Genomic DNA, 25,319 nt, shown 5'->3' on the forward strand with positions numbered 1-25,319 from the left:
ACCCTTCATGGCGAGAAAAAAGAAAAAAACAAGTAAACCCGCCTCCCGTTCGGGCAAGAAATCCAAAACCCCGCGTAAAAAGATCTCTTTTACACTTTCCAAACAGCAAAAAGTTGTTCTAGGCGGTTTTTTGTTCTTCTTGGGGCTGGCCTTGACCCTTTCGTTCTTCTCTTACTTTTTCACATGGCAGGCAGACCAAAGTGAGGTAGGTATTTTAGCCGAGCGCGAGCTGCAAACCGAAAACTGGCTTAACAAATTTGGTACTAATGTAGGCCATTTCTTTATTTATGAAGGGTTTGGCATCGCTGCATTTATCGTGTCCTTTTTAATCGCTTTAACAGGCGTTTACTATTTTTTCGACTATGCCAAAACACAACTGAAACGTTTTTGGTTTTGGGGGCTTTTGGTTATGCTATGGATTGCCGTTTTCTTCGGTTTTTTCAATGAAACCAATAGCTTGTTAAGCGGCGTCATTGGGTATGAACTCAACGACCTTTCTCAAGATTATTTGGGCTTGACGGGTACCATTTTGGTCATGATCTTTCTTGCCATTGTGTATTTTGTAATGCGTTTAAACATTACGCCAGATCGTGTTGCGGCAGCTTTCAGAAAAACTAAAAAAGAATTGAAAGACGATTTTTCTGAAGATGCTTCGGAAGAAAAACCAGAACAAACCGATTATGAAAAATCGGTAGTGGAAACCGTTACCACACAGGAAACAGCCACTGTTGCGACAGATATTTCCGAAGAGAACGAAACTGGGACCGACTTGAAGCCCACAACAAAAACCGAGACAGACAGCGATGTGACCATGGAAGTGGAACAAGCGGCGGAAGAAGAGGAGATAGAAGACGATCTAAGCAACAAATTAGTGGCCGATTTTGGGGAATTTGACCCTACTTTGGAGCTAAGCAACTATAAATTCCCCACTTTGGACCTGTTAAAAGATTACACAGGCGGGAAGGGCATTACCATCAACCAAGAAGAGCTGGAAGAAAACAAAAACCGAATTGTAGAAACGCTCAACAATTATAAAATTGGCATTTCGAACATCAAAGCCACGGTTGGCCCCACGGTTACTTTATATGAAATCGTTCCCGAGGCCGGCATCCGTATTTCAAAAATCAAAAATTTGGAAGACGATATTGCGTTGTCGCTGTCGGCATTGGGCATCAGGATCATTGCGCCAATTCCCGGTCGCGGCACCATTGGTATCGAAGTGCCCAACAAAGATGCGCGCATTGTATCGATGCGTTCGGTAATTGCGTCGCCTAAATTTCAAAAAGCCGAAATGGAACTGCCGCTTGCTATGGGCAAGACCATTAGCAACGAAACCTTTGTGGTCGATCTGGCAAAAATGCCCCACTTGCTCATGGCAGGTGCTACCGGACAGGGGAAATCGGTTGGGCTTAATGCCATCCTCACTTCCCTTTTGTATAAAAAACATCCGGCTGAAGTAAAATTTATATTGGTCGATCCCAAAAAGGTTGAATTGACCTTGTTCAATAAAATAGAACGCCATTATCTGGCCAAGTTGCCCGATAGCGAAGAAGCCATCATTACCGATACCAACAAAGTGATCAACACGCTCAATTCGCTCTGCATTGAAATGGACGACCGCTACGACCTATTGAAAGATGCGTTTTGCCGAAATATCAAAGAATATAACACCAAGTTTAAAAACAGAAAATTAAACCCGAACGACGGGCACCGATTTCTTCCCTATATTGTCTTGGTAATCGATGAATTTGCCGATTTGATTATGACCGCCGGAAAAGAAGTGGAGACCCCCATTGCCCGTTTGGCACAATTGGCCCGTGCGGTAGGCATCCATTTAATTGTAGCCACCCAACGGCCATCGGTGAATGTGATTACGGGGATTATCAAAGCCAACTTCCCCGCACGTATTGCCTTTAGGGTAACCAGCAAGATCGATTCGCGAACTATTTTGGACAATTCGGGTGCCGACCAGTTAATTGGCCGTGGCGATATGCTCTACACCCAAGGCAACGACCTAACGCGCTTGCAATGTGCCTTTGTCGATACGCCCGAAATAGCAGATATCACCGACTATATTGGGTCGCAAAAAGCCTATCCCGATGCCCACATGTTGCCCGAATATGAAAGCGAGGAAGGTGGCACAACTCTTGATGATATTATCGACGAACGGGACAAACTGTTTCCGCAGGCTGCCGAAGTATTGGTCATTGCCCAACAAGGTTCCGCCTCTTTGTTGCAACGTAAGTTAAAGTTAGGCTACAACCGGGCCGGAAGGATTATAGACCAACTGGAAGCAGCAGGGATTGTAGGCCCGTTTGAAGGCAGTAAAGCCCGCCAAGTTCTCATACCAACCTTAGAAGCACTTAAACAACATTTAGACAATGAAAACAACGATGCGTAATTTAAAAATCACCAGTTTAGCAATTTTAGCTTTTTTATCGCTAACTACAGTACAGGCCCAAGAAGCCAAAAAACTGTTGAATGAAGTTTCAGCAAAAGCAAAAAGCTACGACAACATTACAATAGACTTCAAATACAATTTGAACAACACCAAGGAAAACGTAAGTCAAGACACCCGTGGCGATGTTACCATTTCGGGCGAAAAGTATGTGTTGAATATGTTGGGGACCACCAGTATGTTCGACGGAAATAAAATATACACCATCGTTCCTGAGGACGAAGAAGTAACCATTTCCAGCTACAACCCAAGAAATGACAAGCAGATCACCCCTTCAAAAATGTTGACGTTTTATGAAAACGGCTACCGGTATAAAATGGACATCACCCAAAACGTGAAAGGCCGCAAAATACAGTTTGTAAAGTTGATCCCTATCGATTCAAACGCCGAAATAAAAGATATTTTATTGGGCATCGATGTACAGACCAAACATATTTATAAATTGATACAAACCGATGCCAACGGCACAAAATACACCTTGACCGTCAATTCATTTAAAACCGACCAGCCGCTTTCAAAAACCCTGTTCGATTTTAATGAATCGAAATATGAGAATGATGGGTATTATATTAACAGGTTGGATTGATTTCGGCCTTCTTTCAATAGTCAAAACACCAACAATCCTGTTTATTATGTTACTTTTGTAGCGAAATGAAAATACTGGACAGATACATTTTAACTGCCTATTTGAAGACGTTTTTAAGCGTCTTCATTATTTTAATGTTCATTTTCGTGCTGCAGACCATATGGCTTTACATTTCCGAACTGGCGGGGAAAGACCTTGATGTTTGGATTGTTTTGAAGTTTTTGTGGTACGTTTCCCCCAGGTTGATTCCGCTGGTATTGCCCTTAACGGTTTTGGTGACCTCGTTAATGGTCTTCGGAAATTTTGCTGAAAAGTACGAGTTCGCCGCTATGAAATCCACCGGAATTTCCCTGCAACGGGCCATGCGCGTATTGATGGTCTTTATCGCTATTTTATCGGTAACGGCTTTTTTCTTCGCCAATAACGTGATTCCCTATTCAGAATACAAATGGCAAAATTTACGGCGCAATATTGCACAAACCAAGCCTTCTATGGTAATTACTGAAGGGCAGTTTAGTCAGGTTGGAGATAATTTCAACATAAAAGTCGCAGAGAAAAGCGGTGAAAACAACGAATATCTTAAGAACGTGGTCATCCATAAAAAAAACGATGACAAGCCCAACGGAAACTATACGGTTATCATTGCCGATAATGGGGAATTGGCCAGCGAAGAAGGCAGCAATACCCTCTCGTTGATATTGAACGATGGCAATTATTACGAAGACATACAGGTACGGGATATAAAAGACCAAAGACGGGAGCCGTTTGCCAAAAGTGAGTTTAAGGAATACACCATAAACATTGACCTTACTGAATTCAACAATGCAGATTTTGACAAGGACAACAATTACAGCAACGAAAACATGTACACCACCGGCGAGCTGGTTACCGAGCTGGATTCGCTCTCCACAAATTACAACGAAGACGTTAAATCGTTTTCGAACAATATGTATTTTAGGAGCGGTATTTCAAAATTTGGGACGCATTACCGCTCTTTGGAACAAAAAGACATCGATACCGACACCTTGAACAGCGTGCTCGATATTTTCAACACCAACGAGCAGGTGCAAATTATAGACCTTTCCATAAATAATGCCCGCGGTACGTTACAGACGTTGGAAGCCAAGAAAAGGGATTTTTTCGTGAAGGCAAAACGGCTCAACAAATTCGAGATTGCTTTTCATGAAAAATACGTATTGGGCATTGCCTGTATCATTCTCTTTTTTGTCGGGGCTCCATTGGGTGCCATTATCAGAAAAGGTGGAATGGGATTGCCTATGGTGGTTGCCGTACTGTTATTTTTAACCTATCATTTTATAGGGATTTTCGCTAAAAACAGTGCCGAAGACGGGACCATGCACCCGTTTATCGCCACTTGGCTCAGCACGGCCATTATGTTCCCGTTGAGCATCTGGCTCACCTATAGGGCTACGACTGATCAAGGGATTGTGGATATCGATGCGTTTTTACAGCGTATTGGCAAATTGTTTAAGAAGAAAGAAAAGGAATAAACCTATACTATCTTTCTTTTAACTATGCATGGATTAAGAATTTATCATCCCTGCCATAAAAGGTTTTGTGTGCGGCGAAAAGGTTTGGTGTTTAAAAACCATCGTTTTATAACCTTCTTACATGTGGCCGGCATTACGTATCTTTGCACTTAATAATTTAAAGCTATGATTCCTACGGAAAAAGAAACCGACATACAGTTGAACACGATTGAAGAAGCCATTGAAGACGTTAAAAATGGCAAAGTGATCATTGTGGTCGATGATAAAGACCGGGAAAACGAAGGCGATTTTATGGCCGCTGCCGAAAAAATCACCCCCGAAATCATCAACTTTATGGCAAAGCACGGCCGTGGCTTAATCTGTGCGCCCATAACCGAATCGCGGTGCAAAGAACTGCAGTTAGATATGATGGTGGGAAACAACACCGATCCGTTGGAAACCGCTTTTACCATTTCGGTAGATTTAAAAGGGAAAGGCGTTACCACGGGCATTTCGGCCAGTGATCGCGCCAAGACTATTAGCGCGCTTAGTTCGGAAGACACAAAACCTTACGATTTAAGCCGGCCAGGACATATTTTTCCTTTAAAGGCCAAAGACGGCGGTGTTTTGCGCAGAACAGGACATACCGAAGCCGCCATTGATTTTGCCCGTTTGGCCGGACTGAAACCTGCCGGGGTAATTGTAGAGATCATGAACGAAGATGGCACCATGGCGCGCCTACCCCATTTAGTGGAAGTAGCCCAAAAGTTTGACCTAAAATTGGTTTCTATAGAAGACTTGGTGGCCTACCGTATGGAACACGACTCCTTGATTGAAAAAAAGGAGGATTTTGACCTCAATACCAAATTTGGGAAATACAGGCTTCGGGCATATAAACAAACTACCAACGACCAAGTGCATATTGCCCTTACCAAAGGAAGCTGGAAGGCCAATGAACCGGTGCCTGTCCGTGTCAACGCCACATTGGTAAACAGTGATATTTTGTCCGCATTGACTAATAATGCCGAGAAAAAGTTAGACGATATGTTCAATGTAATCAATACTGAAGGAAGGGGCGCCATTGTCTTCATTAACCAGCAAAGCCAGTCGCTCAACCTATTGAACCGGTTGAAAGAGTTAAAAGAAAACCAAAGTGATGACGAAGTGTCCAAAGCACCGCGCATTAAAATGGACAACAAGGATTTTGGTATCGGGGCACAGATTTTACACGATTTGGGCATCCACAAACTCCGCCTGATATCCAACAGCGAACAAACCAAACGCGTTGGGATGATTGGGTATGGCTTGGAGATTATTGAGTATGTGAATTATTAAAACACTCTTGTAATAACCAAGAACGATATGGCCTAACCCCTTCCGACCCGTTTGCTCCGTTCCGGGCCACCTTCCCCTGCCAGGAGAAGGAACTGAGTATAGCTGCGGTCGTTTCGGTCCAGAAGGTTCGGGAGAGAAATGACATCTCTTTTTCAAGTCTAGCCATTTCATTTAAATATTATCTGTTCACTCAGGTGGGATTTCTCAGTCGTGCCTCCTTCGAAATGACAATGCGCCACTAAAGCACCGACTGGATTGCTCTTTTCATAGCTTCAGCCCTTTGTTTAACTTCGGCTTCGGTCCAGCCTATTTTTATTAAAGAGGAAACCGTGCGCCCCATCCACGCATCGCTTTTTGAGAAGTCGGTATGGTTTAAATCTTGGATTTGGTTTTTTATTTCCGAAGAAAGTGGTGCTAAGGATCTTAAGTTCCGAAGGTGCTCCCAACCGTTTATATAGTGCCAATTGTTTGTATACCAGTAAAAACAAGCTTCCACATTATGTTCAGATAACGCTTTATGTACTTTTTTTGCTTCTTCTTGCGAAGGTAAAAAGAAGCTTAAAAATGAATAGTTCTCCTCTCCGCCCTCTGGAACACGCCTGAACGTAACGCCTTTTACCGTTTCTAAAACCTCCCGGATAATGGTGTAATTTCTTTTTTGAGTTGCCAGAATACGGTCCAGTTTATCCAATTGGGCAATGCCCACAGCGGCGTTCAATTCAGAAATGCGGAAGTTATATCCCAAATGCGGATGCGTTTCGGCCCCGCGGTCGTTTCCTACGTGGTCGTGCCCGTGATCTTGGTACTGATCGGCATTCACGGCATATTTCTTAGAATTGGTAATAACGGCCCCGCCTTCGCCACAAGTAATGGTTTTAACAAAGTCGAATGAAAAGCAACCGAGGTCGCCATAGCTTCCCAGCGGCTTTCGTTCAAACGTGCCGCCAATGGCTTGGCACGCATCTTCCAATAACAAAAGGTTATGTTTGTCGCATATAGCCTTTAGGGCTTTTAAGTCGGCCATAGAGCCGCACATATGCACCGGCATCACGCACTTGGTGTTTGGGGTGATGGCAGCTTCCACGGCTTTAGGGTCTAGGGTAAGGGTATCGTCTATATCGACCAAGACCGGAACGGCACCCAACATCATAATGGATTCAAAACTGGCGACGAAGGTAAAGGTGGGCATAATCACCTCATCCCCTGCCCCTACGCCGGCGGCTGCCAATGCGACCGTCAATGCAGACGTGCCACTGGAGACCAATTGGCAATGTTGGCTCTGCATTTTCTGTGCGAATGCCGTTTCAAATTGTTTGGCTTTCCAATGGCCATTGCGCATTCCATCGAAACCATAGCGCATTAACACGCCACTTTGCAATACATCGTTTACTTGTTTACGCTCTTCCGCGCCAAATACTTCAAATCCGGGCATAGTTTTTTATTTAAGTTGCTAACAAAGGTAGGGGTTGCTTTTTGAAGTTGCAAGTGATTTAGGGGGATGGGATGTTGGGTGAAGGGTGCTAAGTGATGGGTGATGGATGAGGGGTGATGGGTGAAGGATGAGGGGTGCTGGGTGAGGAATGCTTGGTGAGGCTTATTCAAACCTCCTGTAAGGTATCTGCGAGGCAGGAGTGTTTTTGTAGGCAAATAAGATAAAATTGACCTTTAAAGCTCGCTTGCACTTTCACTTCTTGTTTGATGCAGTTATTTAAGTGAGTCGTTCAGGTATCAACCGCTAGTTTTGCCATACTAATTTCAAAATAACATGGTTTTATAAGGGATCAGGATGTTGGAGGATTTTGCTTTGTAGGAAAATAATAGCTGTTCCTACAAATCCATACACTATCCATACACCATCTATGGAGTATCTATGGAGTATCTATGGAGTATTCACGTCATTGACCCGTCCTAAAATAGCTATACAGGTTACTAAATAAATCCTGATATAACTATACAACTCTTTTTCTTAATCCTAAAATGACTTTAAGGGAATAGCTGTATTGTCCTACTTCGGCAAGCCTGCCTTAACCATGTGAGGCCGAGTGTCCGTGAGGCACGAACGGGTGTATCGAGACCCCCACTATCAGGCCCGAGTAAATTTGAAGACGCGACAGCAGGCTTCAAATTTGTATCGAGACCCTTATTTTAGCTGCATCCAAAAACGTTCTCGATACGATTTGGCTTGCCGTACCGGCATTCCAAATCACTCGAACTGACATCTTAATAAAAGCCAAATGTCAGGTCGAGTGATTTCATTCGACTGGCAAGTCGAATGAAATAGTATCGAGACCCCACTGTCAGACCAAATCTACATAAACCTTCTCGATATACTTCAACAACCTACCTGATGGCGAGGCAAGCTCAGCACAGACTCACAAAGACCTTTCGCTTTACCTCCCTAGGCCTCCTTAAGGCGATGTACCGATCCTCTGTCGAAGTAGGTGTTTCAGCCAAAATATCTCCTTACAAACTTCCACGGGCTAAATTTTCCCAAATCCGAGCTGCTAATTCCTTTATTCATATTATTTTAGCATCTTTTTTTAACCGTTAAAATTTTTAAAACCAAAATTATGACACATCAAGACCTTTTAGCCGTAGCGCAAGAGTTTGAAAGCCCCGTTTATGTTTATGATGCCGAAACGATTCAGAAACAGTATAAAAAACTTACGGATGCTTTTAAACAGGTGAAGAAGGTGAAAATCCATTATGCGGTAAAGGCGTTGTCCAATATTTCGGTTTTGAAAGTATTGAATTCCTTAGGAAGCGGGTTGGATACTGTGTCCATTCAAGAGGTGCGCTTAGGTTTGGAGGCGGGCGTCAATCCCAAAGACATTATCTATACGCCCAACGGCGTTTCCTTGGAAGAATTAGAAATTGCCGCTAAGTTGGGGGTGCAGATCAATATTGACAACCTGTCTATTTTAGAACAGTTTGGCACGAAGCATCCAGATATTCCGGTGTGCATCCGTATCAATCCGCATGTGATGGCGGGTGGGAACACAAATATTTCCGTAGGGCATATCGACAGCAAGTTTGGCATTTCCATCCATCAATTACCCTTAATGGACCGTATTGTTGAAAATACCGGAATGACCGTTAACGGAATCCATATGCATACGGGCAGTGATATCCTGGATATTGACGTGTTTTTATATGCTGCCGAAATTTTGTTTGAAACTGCCAAACATTTTAAAAACTTGGAGTTTATCGACTTTGGCAGCGGATTTAAAGTTCCTTATAAAAAAGGTGATATTCAAACCGATGTTTCTGAATTAGGAAAAAAACTGAGCAAGCGTTTTAATGAATTCTGTAAAGACTACGGAAAAGAATTGACTTTGGCCTTTGAGCCCGGTAAGTTTTTGGTAAGTGAAGCCGGGAAGTTCTTAGTACAGGTAAACGTGGTAAAACAGACCACCTCCACGGTGTTTGCACAAGTGGACAGCGGATTCAACCACTTGATACGGCCCATGCTGTATGGATCGCAGCATGAGATTGAAAACATTTCGAACCCCAAGGGCAAGGAACGGTTTTACAGTGTGGTGGGTTATATTTGTGAAACCGATACCTTTGCCAACAACCGTAGGATTTCAGAAATACGCGAAGGCGACATCTTGGCGTTCAGCAATGCCGGGGCCTATTGTTTTTCCATGGCGAGCAATTACAATTCCCGCTACCGCCCTGCCGAAGTACTTTGGCATCAAGGTAAAGCACATTTAATACGGAAACGGGAAACATTTGAAGATATCGTGGGGAACCAAGTGGTGATCGAGTTGTAATGGAACTAGATGGTGATTAGTTAGCTGTACTTTAACAGCCGGTGGTTTCGATACAATCCCGAGGTGCTTCGCTCTCGGGATCACCTGCCCGAATATTTGCAGGCGGGCTCAACCACCTAAGCTGGCTTTTGTAAAAGCGTTTTTTTGCCAATGTCAGACTTTAAGGGAATATCTGTATTGTCTTACTTCGGCAAATGTGCCTACATATTGTCAGGTCGAGTGCCTGTGAGGCACGAACTGGTGTATCGAGACCCCTCTGTCAGGTCGAGTGAATTTGAAGACGCGACAGCAGGCTTCAAATTTGTATCGAGACCCCTATTTTAACTGCATCCAAAAACGTTCTCGATACAATTTGGCTTGCCGTACCGGCATTCCAAATCACTCGAACTGACATATTGGAAAAAAACCTTTAGACTAATATGGGTTTTGGTTATTTACTTGATTCCTTTTAAGTTTGAAAAAAGGGTAACCGAATCTAATACCCATCTTGTTTTTATGAAGCTATCAAAATTGCAACTCATCCTACTCAGCGCCGGATTGATCCTTATCATTATTGGTTTGATCACGGGTTGGTATTTGTTTGTTTTTATATGGCTGCCATTGGGGTGGGTGTTTAAAAACAAAAAATGAAGGCCTTACAGTTTTTACAGGTATAATTGGTTGATACCTGATGGAGAATGGTACCTTTGCAAAAAATTAAAAATGCTTTTTCCCAAGTGTTTTTTAAGTTAAATTTAATAACAACCTACATGTTCAAAACACTTCAAAATAAAACGATTCTAGTAACAGGCGGAGCTGGGTTCATTGGCTCAAATCTTTGTGAAGCCCTTCTTGAAATTGGCAGCACCGTAATTTGCCTCGACAACTTTGCTACCGGACATAAAAACAACATCGCGCCGTTTCTTTCCGAAGAAAATTTCAGCTTCATTGAAGGCGATATCCGGGATTTAAAAACCTGTCAAGATGCCTGTAAAGGGGTCGATTTTGTCTTGCACCAAGCGGCTTTAGGGTCGGTTCCCCGGTCTATTGAAGATCCCATAACCAGTAATGAGGTCAATATTTCCGGTTTCTTGAATATGCTGGTTGCCGCTCGGGACAACAACGTAAACCGGTTTGTATATGCGGCCAGCTCTTCTACCTATGGCGATTCCGAAAGCCTTCCGAAGGTAGAGGAAACCATCGGCAAACCGCTATCGCCTTATGCCATCACCAAGTACGTGAATGAACTGTATGCCGATAATTTTAAACGCACCTACAATTTAGACACTATCGGGTTACGGTATTTCAACGTATTTGGCCGCCGGCAAGACCCCAATGGCGCGTATGCTGCGGTCATTCCGAAGTTTGTAATTCAGTTTATGAATCACGAAAGCCCTACCATCAATGGCGATGGCACATTTTCACGGGATTTTACCTATATCGATAATGTAGTGCAGATGAATTTGTTGGCCATTTCAACCGATAACCAAAACGCCTTGAACGAGGTGTACAACACGGCCGTTGGCGATAGAACGACCATTAAATCCATGGCCGAAGACTTGCGCACCTATTTGGCTGCTTACGATCCTAAAATCGCTGACCTTGAAATAAAGTACGGCCCCAATAGAAAAGGGGACATTCCGCATTCGTTGGCATCAATAGATAAAGCAAAACAAAATTTAAACTACCAGCCCTCCCATACATTTAAAGAAGGCTTGCAAGAAGCGGTGGATTGGTACTGGAAACATTTGTAGGTTTTGGACTGGGAGGTTGTTTAGGGACTTGGAGAAGAGGCGACTCGGGGGACTTGGGAAAGAGGTGACTTGGGGATGGGGAGCGTTGATGAGTGGAACATGAATTAGACACCTTGACGAACAGTATTCTTGAAATGGCTATCATTGCAACCCATGACCCCCACCCCTGCTGCATAAAAACAAGACCAGTTTGTAGGAATGGCCGTCAAAATGACCATTCATCCAGAAAAATGGACATTATAACAGCTTAACTGCCTCAAAAAGACAGTAATTATACGTAAGTTTGCATCCTCAAAAAAAGGAACAGCAAACACCTATCTGAAAGTAGCACCTAACACTATGGATAAAGCACTTAAATCTAATACCGGCGGCGCGCCATCGCCCAAACCGGAAGCAAAAATTGCGGTCATTGGCCTCGGCTACGTAGGCTTGCCCTTGGCCCGTCTTTTTGCCACCAAATATCCCGTGGTTGGTTTTGACATCAACCAAGAACGGGTACAAAAATTAATGGCCGGCCACGACGACACCTTGGAAGTGGAAGATAACGTCTTACAATCGGTTTTACTAAAACAAAATCCCGTCTCCCACTCACCCAGTCACCACGTCACCAAGTCCCCCAGTTTAAAAAATGGTTTGTATTGTTCCGATGATCCCAACGACATAAAGGACTGTACCTACTACATTGTCACCGTACCCACGCCAGTGGATAAAAACAACCGCCCCGTGTTAACCCCACTCATTAAAGCCAGTGAGACGGTTGGACGCGTTTTAAAGAAAGGCGATGTCGTTATTTATGAATCCACCGTCTATCCCGGGGCCACGGAAGAAGAATGCATTCCTGTGTTAGAAAAGGTTTCCGGCTTAACTTTCAATACCGATTTCTACGCCGGCTATTCGCCCGAACGCATCAATCCCGGGGATAAAGAACACACCGTCGATAAAATTTTAAAAGTGACGTCCGGTTCCACGCTGGAGATTGGACAACAAATTGATAATTTATATGCCTCCGTCATTACCGCAGGCACCCACCTCGCCCCTACTATTAAAGTGGCCGAAGCTGCCAAGGTAATTGAAAATTCGCAACGTGACATCAATATTGCCTTTGTGAACGAGTTGGCCAAGATTTTCAATATGATGGACATCGATACCCACGCCGTTCTAGAAGCGGCGGGCACCAAGTGGAATTTCCTTCCTTTCAAACCCGGATTGGTGGGCGGCCACTGTATAGGCGTTGACCCCTATTATTTGGCGCAAAAAGCACAAGAGTTAGGATATCACCCTGAAATCATTTTAGCTGGACGCCGTATGAACGACAGTATGGGACAATATGTGGCCAGCGAAGTGATTAAATTAATGCTCCGCAACGACCTAAAGATAAAGAATGCCAACATTTTGGTATTGGGCATCACCTTTAAGGAAAACTGTCCCGATGTTCGTAATACTAAAGTAGTTGATGTTATTAAACAATTAAAAGAATACGAAACCAACGTCACCATTTACGATCCTTGGGCCAACCCAGAGGAAGTTGCACACGAATATGGATTAACCACTTTAAAACGTTGCCCTACGGAAACCTACGATGCTATTGTACTTACTGTTGCTCATAATGAGTTTTTGCAATTGGATTTGAATCGATTGAAGAATGGTAATACGGTGGTGTATGATGTGAAGGGAATTTTAGAACATAAAGCACAGGCAAAGTTATAAAGATGAAGAAAGTTCTTATCCTTTTCGGCACCAGGCCAGAAGCTATTAAAATGGCTCCTCTTGTAAAAGAATTTCAAAAACATCCAACTGTTTTTGAAACCAAGGTATGTGTTACCGCGCAACATCGAGAAATGTTAGATCAAGTACTTTTTTTTTTCGATATTGCTCCAGATTACGACTTGGATTTGATGAAACCCAGTCAAAACTTATATGGCCTAACAGGAGACATAATTTCAGGATTAAAACCGGTATTAGAAAGGTTTAAACCGAATTATGTGTTTGTTCATGGAGATACCACAACCACTATGGCAGGCAGTATAGCTTCCTTTTATAGTGGAGCAAAGGTTTGCCACATTGAAGCAGGCTTACGAACCCATGATAAATGGGCTCCTTTTCCAGAAGAAATCAATAGACAAATAACGGGCAGAATAGCAGATTTTCATTTTGCTCCTACTGAAATCTCTAAACAGAATTTACTGGTAGAAAATATTTCAGAAGAAAATATTATAGTTACTGGTAATACAGTAATCGATTCTTTATTACAAAGTGTAAAAAAAGTTTACGCCAATCCAAGTAAACTAGTTAAAGAATTGGCAGAAAGGCTTGAGGATAAAGAAGTGGTTCTGGTAACAGGGCACCGTAGAGAAAATCACGGTGATGGATTTATTCGTATCTGTGAAGCCTTGAAAGAAATAGCAGTGCAAAAGCCACAAATTAAAATAGTCTATCCTGTACATTTAAATCCAAAAGTGCAAAAGCCTGTCAATCGTATATTGAAATATATTGACAATATAATTTTAATTGATCCTTTAGCCTATCAGGATTTTATTTGGTTAATGAACCGCGCAAAATTAATCATTACAGATAGTGGTGGGGTGCAGGAAGAAGCACCTAGTTTGGGTAAACCTGTTTTGGTAATGCGCGACACTACTGAAAGGCCAGAAGCTGTAGATGCCGGAACAGTGATTCTAGTGGGCACGAAGAAAGATTTAATTGTAAAAGAGACTCTAGGTTTATTAAATAATCAAGAACGCTTTGAAAAGATGAGCCAATTACATAACCCTTATGGTGATGGCAAAGCTTCTAGTAAAATTGTACAAATATTTATGTAAGTATTTTTTTACTGCAATAGTTAACAAGTTATGGGCTTAAAAAAGCAGACTTTTTCAGGAGTTAAATGGACTACTGCTTCCTCGTTGGTTAATGCATTAATCCAACTTATACAATTATCTATTTTAGCGCGATTACTTAGTTCAGAAGATTTTGGGTTAATGGCTATTGTAATGGTTGTTATTGGATTCTCTCAGTTATTTATCGATATGGGCGTCTCAAATGCTATTATTTATAAACAAAAAATTACAAAAAAGGAATTAAGCTCACTATATTGGCTGAATATACTCATAGGCTGTCTATTTTTCCTTATAATATTTATATCATCTCCCCTTATTGCAGATTTTTATCACAATAAAAGACTTATTTCCTTAATAAATTTGGTTGCAGTGACCTTTCTTATAAAACCTTGGGGGCAACAACTAATGGTAATGCTTCATAAGAAGATGCAATTTAAAGCGACTTCAAAAACAGATATTGCGGCTAGGTTAATAGCTTTTACAATTGTTATAATCCTTGCTTATAACGAATACGGAGTTTATTCTTTGGCGATAGGAACTATAATTTATACATTTTGTACAACACTTGGTTATAATTTTTTTGGAAGAAAAATATATAGACCTCAATTTCACTTTAATAGAAAAGAAATTAGAGAGTATATTAATTTTGGTTTATTTCAAATGGGCGACAAATCTTTAAATTATTTCGCCTCACAATTAGATACAGTTTTAATAGGTAAATTATTAGGTGTGGAAATTTTGGGAGTTTATAATGTAGCAAAAGATTTAACAAGTAAACCTTATGCTATGATTAATCCAATAATAACAAAAGTAACTTTCCCGTTAATGTCAAAAATTATTGATAATATAGAACGGTTGAAGATCATATTTCTTAATATTATACAGTATTTATCTTATTTAAATATTGCGCTATATTTACTTATTGCAATTTTAGCTAAGCCTATTATACTTCTAATGTTTGGTGTAAAATGGTTAGCAGCCATACCAATAGTACAAATATTAGCAATAACATTTATATTTCGATCTTTTGGTAATCCCGCAGGTAGCCTTCTTTTATCCAGAGGTAAAGCGAACATTGCTTTCTTTTGGAATTTAGGTATCTTTCTATTTTACCCTATTTATTTATATATCGGGAGTTTTTGGAAATTGGAGGGAGTAGCAATTGCATCTCTTCTTCTTCAAATAAGCTTATTTTTACCAAATTGGAGAATAAATGTTTATAAGTTTACTAATATCTCATTAAAAGAATACATTTTAGCATTTAAAAATCCATTTATATTAACTTTTTTAGCAATTATTATAACCTATCCTATAAGTTTAATTATTGAGAATAATATCTTAACAGTACTTATTAGCTCTTGTTTTTTCGGGATGATTTTTTTAACTCTTCTTATAATGTTTGAAAGAAAATTAATATTTGGTTTAAAAGATTTTATACCGGAAAAGCTAACAAATAAACTTGTGCGAACTAAGCTTTGGAAGCTTATTCAAAAAGTAAATTAATAGTTTACTTAAAAAGTTCAGGATTAATAAATTTATAATAGATGAAAGTAGGAATTGTAACAACTTGGTTTGAGCGCGGAGCAGCTTATGTCTCTAAACAATTTGAAGAGGCGCTGGCTAAACAACATGATATTTTTATCTATGCTCGAGGCGGAGAAGATTATGCTATCGGTGATCTAAAATGGGATAAAGAAAATGTATTTTGGGGAAAGCGTATTGGCAGTCCTATTAACTCTACTGTAATAGATAAAACTGAATTTATAAAATGGATAAAGAAAAATAAAATTCAAAAGATTATTTTTAACGAACAAAGTTGGTTTCCTCCTGTCTTATGGTGTAAAGATTTAAATATAACTACTATTGCATATATTGATTATTACACCGAAAAAACTATTCCTTTATTTGAAGCTTTTGACTATTTGATATGTAATACAAAGAGACATTTTAATGCTTTTAAATGGCATACAGGCGCAACATACATTCCTTGGGGAACTAATGTTGATTTGTTTAAGCCTAAATCAGAAAAAAATTGTTTAGTTGATATTGATAATATTACTATTTTTCATTCTGCAGGTATGAATCCGATTAGAAAAGGTACAGATCAATTATTGGAGGCGTTTTACAATGCTAATGTTCAAAATACCAAGCTTATCATTCATACACAAGTTGAATTGAGTGAGTTATTTCCTAAATTAAAACTTAAAATATCCAAATTGGTAAATAATAATACATTAAAAGTAATTACTAAAACTATTACTGCGCCAGGATTATATAGTGAAGGAGACATATACATATATCCAGCTCGTTTAGATGGGTTAGGGTTAACTATAGCAGAAGCAATAAGTAGTGGTTTAGCTTTAATTGTACCTGATAATGCTCCTATGAACGAATTTGTGCATTCTAATTTCGGAAAAGTTATTAAAATAGATAAAATGTTTGCGCGATCTGATGGTTATTATTGGCCACAATGCGAGGTTAATATATCGCATTTAACCAAAATTATTGAAGAGCTTGAATCATCTAAACGAGAGATTGTAGATAAGAAAAAAGCTGCAAGAATTTATGCCCTTGAAAATCTCAATTGGAACAAAAACAGTAAATACTTATTAGCTTTAATTGAAAACCCTCCAGGTGAATTAAAGAATATAAATCCTGATATTTTAAAAAAAATAAATAAGTTTGAAAATTCTGGTCAAAATAAACTTAACCGAATTTATTTACTTTTTTATCCTTTCTCTAAATTCATTTTAAAAACTTTTTATAAAAAATTGTGAATAACAAGAAAATATTTGTCCTTTCTTTAGGATTTTCAATATACTGTTTTTTGATTAGCTTATACCTCTTTCAGCTATATATCGGAGGAGATCAGCAATATTATACTCACTTTTATAATGGTTTACACCGTTTTTCTTTATTGGATGGTTATCTATTTTATAAAGGTAGCTTAGGGGCTAGCGAGCCTGTTTATTATATTTTAATTTATGTATTTAATACATTAATAAACAAAAATCTTTTTTTTTCAATTCTTAATGCATTTTTTGGTTTTATTATTTCTAAAAGATTGTTAAAAATAGGAATGCACCCAGTATTACTATTTCTAATTTCAATAAATTTTTATCTATTAGTGCTATTAATTCCTGCTGAAAGACTTAAAGTATCTCTTTTGTTTTTTTTACTTTCTTTTAGTTTTAAAAATAATAAAATCAATTTTGCTCTAATCTTTTTAGCTATTCTAGCGCACTTTCAGACACTTATTTTATTAATACATAGATTTTGCAATGAAATAAAGACTCAATTGCAAAATATACACACTATGAAAGTTGGGAAGGTAATAAGATTTATGATTATAGGCTTTTTATTAATATCGATTCCATATTACTTTTTTTTTGAAACAATTAGTGAAAAGTTTATTATTTATAAACGTCAAACGGGTATAAATGAAATTCTAAAGCCTACGGTATTTTTTATGCTTAGTTTAATTTATAAAAAAAAAGATAGCTTTACCGTAGTTATAATGCATTTACCAATTATTGTTTTAGCATATTATATAGGTGACTCAAGATTGGTTATACTGTCTTTTGGAATATTTTTATATTATGGCTTACAATATAAAAGAGGATTAAATTTCGGTACTTTAATTTCATTAATATATTTCGCAATTAAAGGTCTAATTTTTATTTCTGATGTGAAAATATATGGTGAAGGGTTTTAATAACCAATAAACATACTTTACTCCGCAACTAATTATCTTTACTTATACAGGTAGTTTAGTTTGAATAAAAAATTATATAATGAAAATATTTTTCCCTCTTGGCGCATTTTATCCTTCCCAGATTGGGGGCCCTTGTAATACTCTTTATTGGCATTGTTGTGCTTTAAAAGAAAACAAAGTTAAGCCTACAGTAGTCACTACCACGATTGGAATAAATGATAAAGTGAATTTTAATGAATGGTTACAGTTAGATTGCGGAAATGTATTCTATGGCATAAAAGGTGTTTCTGCTTTAAAAACCAGAAAAAGACTATCAAGAGAAATTACAAAAGCCGATGTTTTACATTTAAATAGTTTATTTAGCCCCTTTTCAATTTATAGTTTTCTTTATCGCTCAGTTTTTCACCCTAAAAAAAACATTATTTGGTCTGTACGCGGAGAGTTAAATGAAAATGCTTTGAAGTTTAGCAGTTGGAAAAAAAAACCGCTCTTGTCTTTATACAAATTATTGAATAAAAATGTGGTATATCATGGTACTTCACCCCAAGAAACGATAGGTATAAAAAAAATGTTTCCCAAAAATAAAACGGTTGAGGTTCCTAATTTTATTGCTCCTTCAAAAAGACTTACTACCACAAAAAGTAAAAACCTATTATATGTTGGCAGGATACACCCTATAAAAAGCTTAGATAAGATTATTAAAGCTTTAGCTTTAAGTAAGACTTTTTTAGAGTCAAATTCTAAATTTTTTATTGTTGGAAAACAAGAGAAAAGACATAATACCTATAAAGAGGAATTGGTGTCTTTGATTAATAAACTAAATTTGCAGTATAAAATAGTGTTTAAAGGCCACTTAGAAGGTATTGAAAAAGAGAAGATTTATGCGGAGTCATACGCATTAATCTTAGCGAGTGAAACCGAAAATTTCGGAAATGTAGTTGTAGAATCTTTAAATCAAGGAACTCCTGTTATTGCATCAAAAGGTACTCCTTGGCAAATATTAGAAGATTATAATGCGGGGCTTCATGTTTTAAATGATCCGGTGTTTCTTTCAAAGGCTATTGACTCTTTATTATTGTTGGATAAAGACAAATATCAACAAATGTGCACAAACAGTTACAAATTAATAGATGAAAAATTTAACGTCGATTCGCAAATAAATAAATGGATCGACATCTATAAATCTTTATTAAATGAAAATAGAAAATAAAACCCTCCTAATCACCGGCGGAACCGGCTCTTTTGGTAATGCTGTATTACAACGTTTTTTACATACGGACCATTTTAGCGAAATCCGTATTTTTTCCCGCGACGAAAAAAAGCAGGACGATATGCGCACGACGCTTAAAAATGATAAACTGCGTTTTTACATTGGGGACGTCCGTAATTATGATAGCATCGAACGCGCCACCAGAAATGTAGATTATATATTTCATGCAGCTGCACTGAAACAAGTTCCTTCTTGTGAGTTTTTCCCCTTAGAGGCCACCCGCACCAATGTATTGGGAACCCAAAACGTAATTGATGCGGCAGCCTACAATAACGTTAAAAAAGTAATTTGTTTAAGTACCGATAAAGCTGCCTACCCTATCAACGCTATGGGGATTTCCAAGGCTTTGATGGAGAAAGTAGCGGTAGCAGCTTCCCGTAATAATCCAAACACCACTGTTTGCTTAACCCGATATGGAAATGTCATGGCCTCCAGGGGTTCGGTTATCCCTTTGTTTTTAAAACAAATACAAGAAAATCAACCCATCACGATTACCGATCCAAAAATGACCCGTTTTTTAATGTCCTTAGAAGAAGCCGTAGAATTGGTGCTCTTTGCTTTTGAAAATGGACATGCAGGCGATCTTTTTGTAAATAAAGCCCCTGCCGGTACCATCGGGGATCTGGCTCAAGCACTGAAAGAGTTGGCCCATTCAGATACGAACATTAAAATTATAGGAACCCGCCATGGGGAGAAGTTGTTTGAAACCCTATGTACCCGGGAAGAAATGATAAAGGCCGAAGATATGGGCGACTTTTACCGTATTCCTGCCGATAACAGGGATTTAAACTACGCACAGTATTTTTCGGAAGGAGAGGAAGCCATTTCAAAAATAGAAGATTACAACTCCCATAACACCGAACAACTTGGTGTAAAGGGCATGAAAGAACTTTTGAAAAAATTGCCCTTGATCCGTAAAGAGATTTATGGGGAGGATAGTGTGCAATATCCTAATTAACGTATATGAAACGGTTAAGACCTACCCTTATTCCTGGTGGATACCACAAAGATGAAAGAGGAACGTTATCGTTTAACAATAACTTTGATGCTTCAAACGTAAAACGCATCTACTCTATTGCCAATGCCAATAAAGCTACTATAAGAGCTTGGCAGGGACATAAAATAGAACAACGCTGGTTTACGGTAGTTGTTGGGGTTTTTGAAGTCAAACTGATTAAAATCGATAACTGGGAACAGCCTTCAAAAGACCTTGAACAGCACCAATTTACCATAACTTCAAACAGTATGGATATTTTACACGTACCTGCTGGTTATGTAAGCAGTATTCAAGATATGGTTGGAAATTCCATACTGTTGGTCATGGCAGATTATAGAATGGGTGAAATCAAGGATGAGTACAGGTTTGATGTCACATATTTTGATAAGCACTAAAAACAATACTTAAGAAAAACAATCATGTTGAAAATAGGAATTACCGGACAACACGGATTTGTAGGAACACATTTGTACAATACCCTGGGGCTTCAACCCGATATTTTCGAAAGAATTCCATTTAAAAGGGTATTTTTTGAGGATAACAACGCTTTAGACGCATTTGTCTCGTCGTGTGATGTTATTGTGCACTTGGCAGCCTTAAATAGACATAACGATGCAAAAGTGATTTTTGAAACCAATATCAAACTGGTACAAACCTTAATCGAGGCTATGGAACGTACCGAAAGTACGCCCCACGTTTTGTTTTCTTCTTCATCCCAAGAAGAGCGGGACAACTTGTACGGAAAATCAAAAAAAGAAGGCAGGATGCTTTTTCAAGCATGGGCCCATAAAAATAACGCCATTTTTACTGGAATGGTCATCCCTAATGTCTTTGGCCCGTTTGGGCATCCGTATTACAATTCGGTAGTCGCTACATTTTCGCATCAAATTGCCCATAATGAAACACCCAAAATCGATGTGGATGGGGATTTAAAGTTAATTTATGTAGGGGAATTGGTTGCCGAGATTATTGAAAAAATTAAAAAACATACAGCCGAACCTTTATGCACGATACACCATACTGCTGAAGCGAAAGTTTCAGAATTATTAAAGCTGTTAACAGCTTACAAGGAAACATATCAAGACAACGGGGAGATCCCTAGTATAACGACGCCTTTTGAACTGAACCTGTTCAATACCTTTCGATGTTATATGGATATAGAACATCACTTTCCGGTTCCTTTTACACAGCATACAGACCCCCGGGGAAGCTTTGTCGAGATTATACGTCTGGGGGTGGGCGGTCAAGTTTCCTTTTCTACCACCGTACCCGGCATTACCCGTGGAAACCACTATCATACCCGAAAAATAGAACGCTTTGCCGTCATTAAAGGAAAAGCACTTATACAATTACGAAAAATAGGGACCGATAAGGTATTGGAATTTTATTTGGATGGCGAAAAACCCGCATACGTAGATATGCCTATTTGGTACACCCATAACATTAAAAATATTGGTGAAGATGTTTTATATACCAATTTCTGGATCAACGAACCCTATAACCCAGACGATGCAGACACCTATTTTGAAAACGTTTAAAAGATTTAAAAAATAAACATGAAGAAGTTAAAAGTAATGACCGTCGTTGGCACGCGCCCTGAAATTATAAGATTATCACGGGTGTTAACAGCCTTAGATACCTCTGAGGCCATTGAACATGTGTTGGTGCATACCGGACAGAATTATGATTACGAATTAAACCAAATTTTCTTTGATGATCTTGACATTAGAAAGCCCGATCATTTTTTGGAAGCAGCAGGTACCACTGCTACCGAAACGATAGGGAATATTTTAATAAAAGTAGATCCTTTGTTGGAAACCATTAAACCAGATGCCTTTTTGGTATTAGGGGATACCAATAGTTGCTTATGTGCCATTCCTGCAAAGAAAAGACATATTCCTATTTTTCATATGGAAGCAGGCAACCGCTGTTTTGACCAACGGGTTCCAGAAGAAACCAATAGAAAAATTGTGGATCATACGGCTGACATAAACCTTACCTATAGTACTATTGCCCGTGAATATCTTCTGCGTGAAGGATTGCCCGCTGATCGTATTATTAAAACAGGTTCTCCCATGTTTGAAGTTTTGAACCACTATCGTCCTAAAATTGAAAACAGCGATGTTTTAGAAAGACTGTCGCTAAAAAAACACAAGTATTTTGTGGTCTCTGCACATCGGGAAGAAAATATTAGCAGTGAAGAAAACTTTACCAATTTGATGGAAAGTTTAAATCAAATTGCCAAAATCTATAAATTGCCGATTATCGTAAGTACACACCCCCGCACCCGAAATATGATCGACAAGAGAAAAATTGATATGCAGCCTGAAATTCAGTTTTTAAAGCCTTTGGGATTCAGTGATTATAATGCGTTACAGTTACATAGTCACGCTGTGTTATCAGATAGCGGAACTATTTCTGAAGAATCTTCCATTCTAAATTTTCCGGCCTTGAATATTAGGCAAGCACACGAAAGACCAGAAGCCATGGAAGAGGCCGCTGTAATGATGGTGGGGCTTTCTTCCCAACGTATCTTACAAGGTTTGAAACTAGTAGAGGATCAAAAAAGAGGCAACGAACGAAATTTTAGAAGGGTATCTGACTATAGCATGCCAAATGTTTCCGAAAAAATGGTCCGCATTATAGTAAGTTATACCGATTATGTAAAGAGAACGGTTTGGAATGACTACAATAGCTAAACTATGAATGTCTTGTTCCTTACCATGGTCAATATCTCAACCTTGAAAGAAAGAGGTATTTACCACGATCTTTTAAATCATTTTGTATCCAAAAATCATGCGGTATATATAATCTCCCCTCTTGAGAGACGCCTTAAAAAAAAGACGGTAATGATTCAGGAAGGAAATGCCACCATACTACAAGTCCAAACACTTAACCTTTCCAAAACAAATAGCATTGAAAAAGGATTAGGGCAACTAATGGTGGAAAGTCAATATTTATCGGCCTTGAAAAAGCACTTTAAACACGTTGTTTTTGATTTGGTTTTGTATTCCACTCCGCCAATTACTTTTTCAAAGGTTATTTCTTATATCAAAAGAAAAGATCATGCTTATTCCTATTTGTTGTTAAAGGATATTTTTCCCCAAAATGCCGTTGATATGCAGATGATGAAAAAAGGTGGTTTTATACACCGGTATTTTAAGAAAAAAGAAAAAAAACTTTATACACTATCAGAGACCATAGGGTGCATGTCAAAAGCCAACAAACAGTATATTTTAAAAAACAATCCTGACATACCTGAAGATAAAATAGAGGTCAACCCAAATTCAATTAAACCTGTATTTATTGACTACAGTGAACGTGAAAAAAATTTGATTAAAAGCAGGTATGCGATTCCCCTCTATAAAAAGATTTTTGTGTACGGTGGAAATTTGGGAGTACCGCAAGGAATCGATTTTTTAATCGAAACCATCGCAAATTTCAGAGAGTCAGATGCCCACATAGTTGTTGTGGGAAATGGGACACAATTTTATAAACTGAGTGCCTGGTTTGATAAAAACAAACCGTCCAATGCCTCGCTTTTGTCTGGTTTACCAAAAGCTGAATACGATTCCTTGCTCGCCGCATGCGATATAGGGATGATATTTTTGCACCACGGTTTTACCATCCCCAATTTTCCCTCCCGACTTTTGGCTTATTTAGAAATGAAAAAGCCTGTTTTAGCGGCTACTGATGTCCATACTGATATTGGAACCGTAATTGAGGAAGCCGGATGTGGCTATTGGGTGCAAGCGGGAGACATTAAAGCTATGCAAGATAAAATTTCAAGATTATGCCAAGAAGATACGGTGCCGTTAGGGGAGAATGGGTATAATTTATTGAAAAGCGAATATACGGTAGATCGCACCTATCAACTTATAATCGATAAAGTCCATGTATAGAACTATTTTTAAACCAATGTTAGATTGTCTAGCAGCATTATTGGGATTGTTGATCTTAAGTCCTATTTTTATGACCGTAAGCATCGCGCTATTCGTCGCTAACAACGGCAAACCTTTCTTTTTTCAAAAACGCCCTGGTAAAGATGAGCGGATTTTCAACATTATCAAGTTTAAAACAATGAACGACAAAAGAGACAAGGCAGGAAATCTATTGCCCGATGCAGCACGGTTGACAGGTCTGGGAAAGTTTATACGCAAAACTTCTTTAGATGAACTGCCTCAGCTTATCAATGTGCTAAAAGGCGATATGAGCTTGGTGGGGCCTAGACCCCTTCGAGTACATTATTTACACCTGTACAATAAAAATCAAAAAAAACGACATGATGTACGCCCGGGCATTACCGGCTGGGCACAAGTAAATGGCCGTAATGCTATTTCGTGGAAAGAAAAATTTAACTTTGATATTTGGTATGTGAAAAACATAAACTTTGTTTTAGATTTAAAAATTTTAATTTTAACTATAAAAAAGGTTCTTCAATCAAAGAATATAAATAGTTCTTCTAATATCACTATGGAGCCTTTCAATGGAAATAATTGATATGAAAGAATGTGTTATTTATGGTGCAGGAACTTATGGAGAAGTTTATGCCTCCTACTTAAAAGAAATGTATAATATTTTAGGGTTTATAGATGATAATTCTTTGTTGATAGGAAAAACAGTAAATAAATTTCCAGTTTTGGGGAATTCGAAATATTTGTTTTCAAAATTAAAACGTGACGTTGTAGTTTTTGTACCTATTGGAAACAACCAATTAAGAGTTTCTCTATTTGAAAAGCTAAATCAAGAAGGGTTTACTACTCCAAATTTCATACACCCGAAGACGTTAATCGATTCATCTGTTAGTTTAGGTAAAGGAGTTTATATTTTACCCTCAACCAATGTAATGCCATTTACTAAAATAGCTGATTATTCTATGATTAGTATGGGTGTAAATATTGCTCATCACGTATATATAGAAAAAGGTTGCTTTTTCTCACAAGGAACTAATATAGGAGCTTCAATCAATATTAAAGAAAAAGCTTATTTTGGAATAGGGGCTACAGTTATGACAGGAGTAACTAGCATAGGTGAGAACGCTCTAATTGGAGCAGGATCCGTTGTAATCAATAACATCCCTGCTAACTGCACAGCAGTTGGTGTTCCCGCAAAACCCCTTTAA

General features: G+C 38.8%; 20 protein-coding genes. 19 read left to right on the forward strand and 1 reads right to left on the reverse strand.

The window, feature by feature from the left end; translation table 11 throughout:
• The first annotated feature begins 7 nt into the window (after positions 1–7).
• The 4 genes from DDV96_RS05505 (at position 8) to ribB (ending at position 5,869) form a co-directional block, all read left to right on the forward strand.
• Positions 8–2,401 carry an FtsK/SpoIIIE family DNA translocase gene (locus tag DDV96_RS05505; RefSeq protein ID WP_116693754.1) on the forward strand — a complete coding sequence of 798 codons (2,394 nt, stop codon included), beginning with the start codon at positions 8–10 and terminating at the stop codon, positions 2,399–2,401.
• A complete protein-coding gene (locus DDV96_RS05510; protein ID WP_240607680.1) occupies positions 2,382–3,044 on the forward strand; it encodes a LolA family protein in 663 nt (220 codons plus the stop codon). The genes DDV96_RS05505 and DDV96_RS05510 overlap by 20 nt, the downstream gene beginning before the upstream one ends.
• A 65-nt stretch (positions 3,045–3,109) precedes the next feature.
• Positions 3,110–4,555, forward strand: coding sequence for an LptF/LptG family permease (locus DDV96_RS05515; protein ID WP_116693756.1), 1,446 nt, complete (start codon positions 3,110–3,112; stop codon positions 4,553–4,555).
• 165 nt (positions 4,556–4,720) lie between these two features.
• The gene (gene ribB, locus DDV96_RS05520; RefSeq protein ID WP_116693757.1) at positions 4,721–5,869 is read left to right on the forward strand and encodes a 3,4-dihydroxy-2-butanone-4-phosphate synthase; all 1,149 of its coding nucleotides are present in this window, start codon (positions 4,721–4,723) and stop codon (positions 5,867–5,869) included.
• Positions 5,870–6,107: 238 nt separating this feature from the next.
• On the opposite strand, the gene DDV96_RS05525 is transcribed toward ribB, so the two are convergent.
• Complete coding sequence (locus DDV96_RS05525; protein WP_116693758.1) at positions 6,108–7,301, reverse strand: DegT/DnrJ/EryC1/StrS family aminotransferase; 1,194 nt, start codon at positions 7,299–7,301, stop codon at positions 6,108–6,110.
• Between the two features lie 1,138 nt (positions 7,302–8,439).
• On the opposite strand from DDV96_RS05525, the gene lysA reads away from it, so the two are divergent.
• From lysA to DDV96_RS05605, 15 genes are all read left to right on the forward strand, one after another.
• Positions 8,440–9,645 (forward strand): diaminopimelate decarboxylase, encoded by a 1,206-nt coding sequence (lysA, locus tag DDV96_RS05530; RefSeq protein ID WP_116693759.1) that lies wholly within the window; start codon positions 8,440–8,442, stop codon positions 9,643–9,645.
• Positions 9,646–10,394: 749 nt separating this feature from the next.
• Positions 10,395–11,378 carry an SDR family oxidoreductase gene (locus tag DDV96_RS05540; RefSeq protein ID WP_116693932.1) on the forward strand — a complete coding sequence of 328 codons (984 nt, stop codon included), beginning with the start codon at positions 10,395–10,397 and terminating at the stop codon, positions 11,376–11,378.
• Positions 11,379–11,717: 339 nt separating this feature from the next.
• Positions 11,718–13,085 carry a nucleotide sugar dehydrogenase gene (locus DDV96_RS05545; protein WP_116693761.1) on the forward strand — a complete coding sequence of 456 codons (1,368 nt, stop codon included), beginning with the start codon at positions 11,718–11,720 and terminating at the stop codon, positions 13,083–13,085.
• 2 nt (positions 13,086–13,087) lie between these two features.
• Complete coding sequence (gene wecB, locus DDV96_RS05550; protein ID WP_116693762.1) at positions 13,088–14,197, forward strand: non-hydrolyzing UDP-N-acetylglucosamine 2-epimerase; 1,110 nt, start codon at positions 13,088–13,090, stop codon at positions 14,195–14,197.
• A 30-nt stretch (positions 14,198–14,227) separates the two neighbouring features.
• Positions 14,228–15,718: an MOP flippase family protein gene (locus tag DDV96_RS05555; RefSeq protein WP_116693763.1), complete on the forward strand. Its 1,491-nt coding sequence runs from the start codon at positions 14,228–14,230 to the stop codon at positions 15,716–15,718.
• Positions 15,719–15,759: 41 nt separating this feature from the next.
• Positions 15,760–16,992: a glycosyltransferase gene (locus tag DDV96_RS05560; protein ID WP_116693764.1), complete on the forward strand. Its 1,233-nt coding sequence runs from the start codon at positions 15,760–15,762 to the stop codon at positions 16,990–16,992.
• Positions 16,989–17,930, forward strand: a complete 942-nt coding sequence (locus DDV96_RS05565; protein WP_116693765.1) for a hypothetical protein — start codon at positions 16,989–16,991, stop codon at positions 17,928–17,930. Before DDV96_RS05560 ends, DDV96_RS05565 begins: the two co-directional genes overlap by 4 nt.
• 79 nt (positions 17,931–18,009) lie before the next feature.
• The gene (locus tag DDV96_RS05570; RefSeq protein ID WP_116693766.1) at positions 18,010–19,140 is read left to right on the forward strand and encodes a glycosyltransferase family 4 protein; all 1,131 of its coding nucleotides are present in this window, start codon (positions 18,010–18,012) and stop codon (positions 19,138–19,140) included.
• Positions 19,124–20,158, forward strand: coding sequence for a polysaccharide biosynthesis protein (locus DDV96_RS05575; RefSeq protein WP_116693767.1), 1,035 nt, complete (start codon positions 19,124–19,126; stop codon positions 20,156–20,158). Before DDV96_RS05570 ends, DDV96_RS05575 begins: the two co-directional genes overlap by 17 nt.
• A 5-nt stretch (positions 20,159–20,163) precedes the next feature.
• Positions 20,164–20,592, forward strand: a complete 429-nt coding sequence (locus tag DDV96_RS05580; RefSeq protein WP_116693768.1) for a WxcM-like domain-containing protein — start codon at positions 20,164–20,166, stop codon at positions 20,590–20,592.
• 24 nt (positions 20,593–20,616) lie between these two features.
• Complete coding sequence (locus tag DDV96_RS05585; protein ID WP_116693769.1) at positions 20,617–21,735, forward strand: polysaccharide biosynthesis C-terminal domain-containing protein; 1,119 nt, start codon at positions 20,617–20,619, stop codon at positions 21,733–21,735.
• Positions 21,736–21,753: 18 nt separating this feature from the next.
• On the forward strand, positions 21,754–22,896 hold the full coding sequence (wecB, locus tag DDV96_RS05590; protein ID WP_116693770.1) for a non-hydrolyzing UDP-N-acetylglucosamine 2-epimerase: 1,143 nt from the start codon (positions 21,754–21,756) through the stop codon (positions 22,894–22,896).
• 3 nt (positions 22,897–22,899) lie between these two features.
• Complete coding sequence (locus DDV96_RS05595; protein ID WP_116693771.1) at positions 22,900–24,099, forward strand: glycosyltransferase family 4 protein; 1,200 nt, start codon at positions 22,900–22,902, stop codon at positions 24,097–24,099.
• Positions 24,092–24,697, forward strand: coding sequence for a sugar transferase (locus tag DDV96_RS05600; RefSeq protein WP_116693772.1), 606 nt, complete (start codon positions 24,092–24,094; stop codon positions 24,695–24,697). Before DDV96_RS05595 ends, DDV96_RS05600 begins: the two co-directional genes overlap by 8 nt.
• Positions 24,684–25,319 carry an acetyltransferase gene (locus tag DDV96_RS05605; RefSeq protein WP_116693773.1) on the forward strand — a complete coding sequence of 212 codons (636 nt, stop codon included), beginning with the start codon at positions 24,684–24,686 and terminating at the stop codon, positions 25,317–25,319. Before DDV96_RS05600 ends, DDV96_RS05605 begins: the two co-directional genes overlap by 14 nt.

This window comes from Marixanthomonas spongiae (assembly GCF_003095375.1).
In the GTDB taxonomy this organism is placed as follows: Bacteria; Bacteroidota; Bacteroidia; order Flavobacteriales; family Flavobacteriaceae; genus Marixanthomonas; species Marixanthomonas spongiae.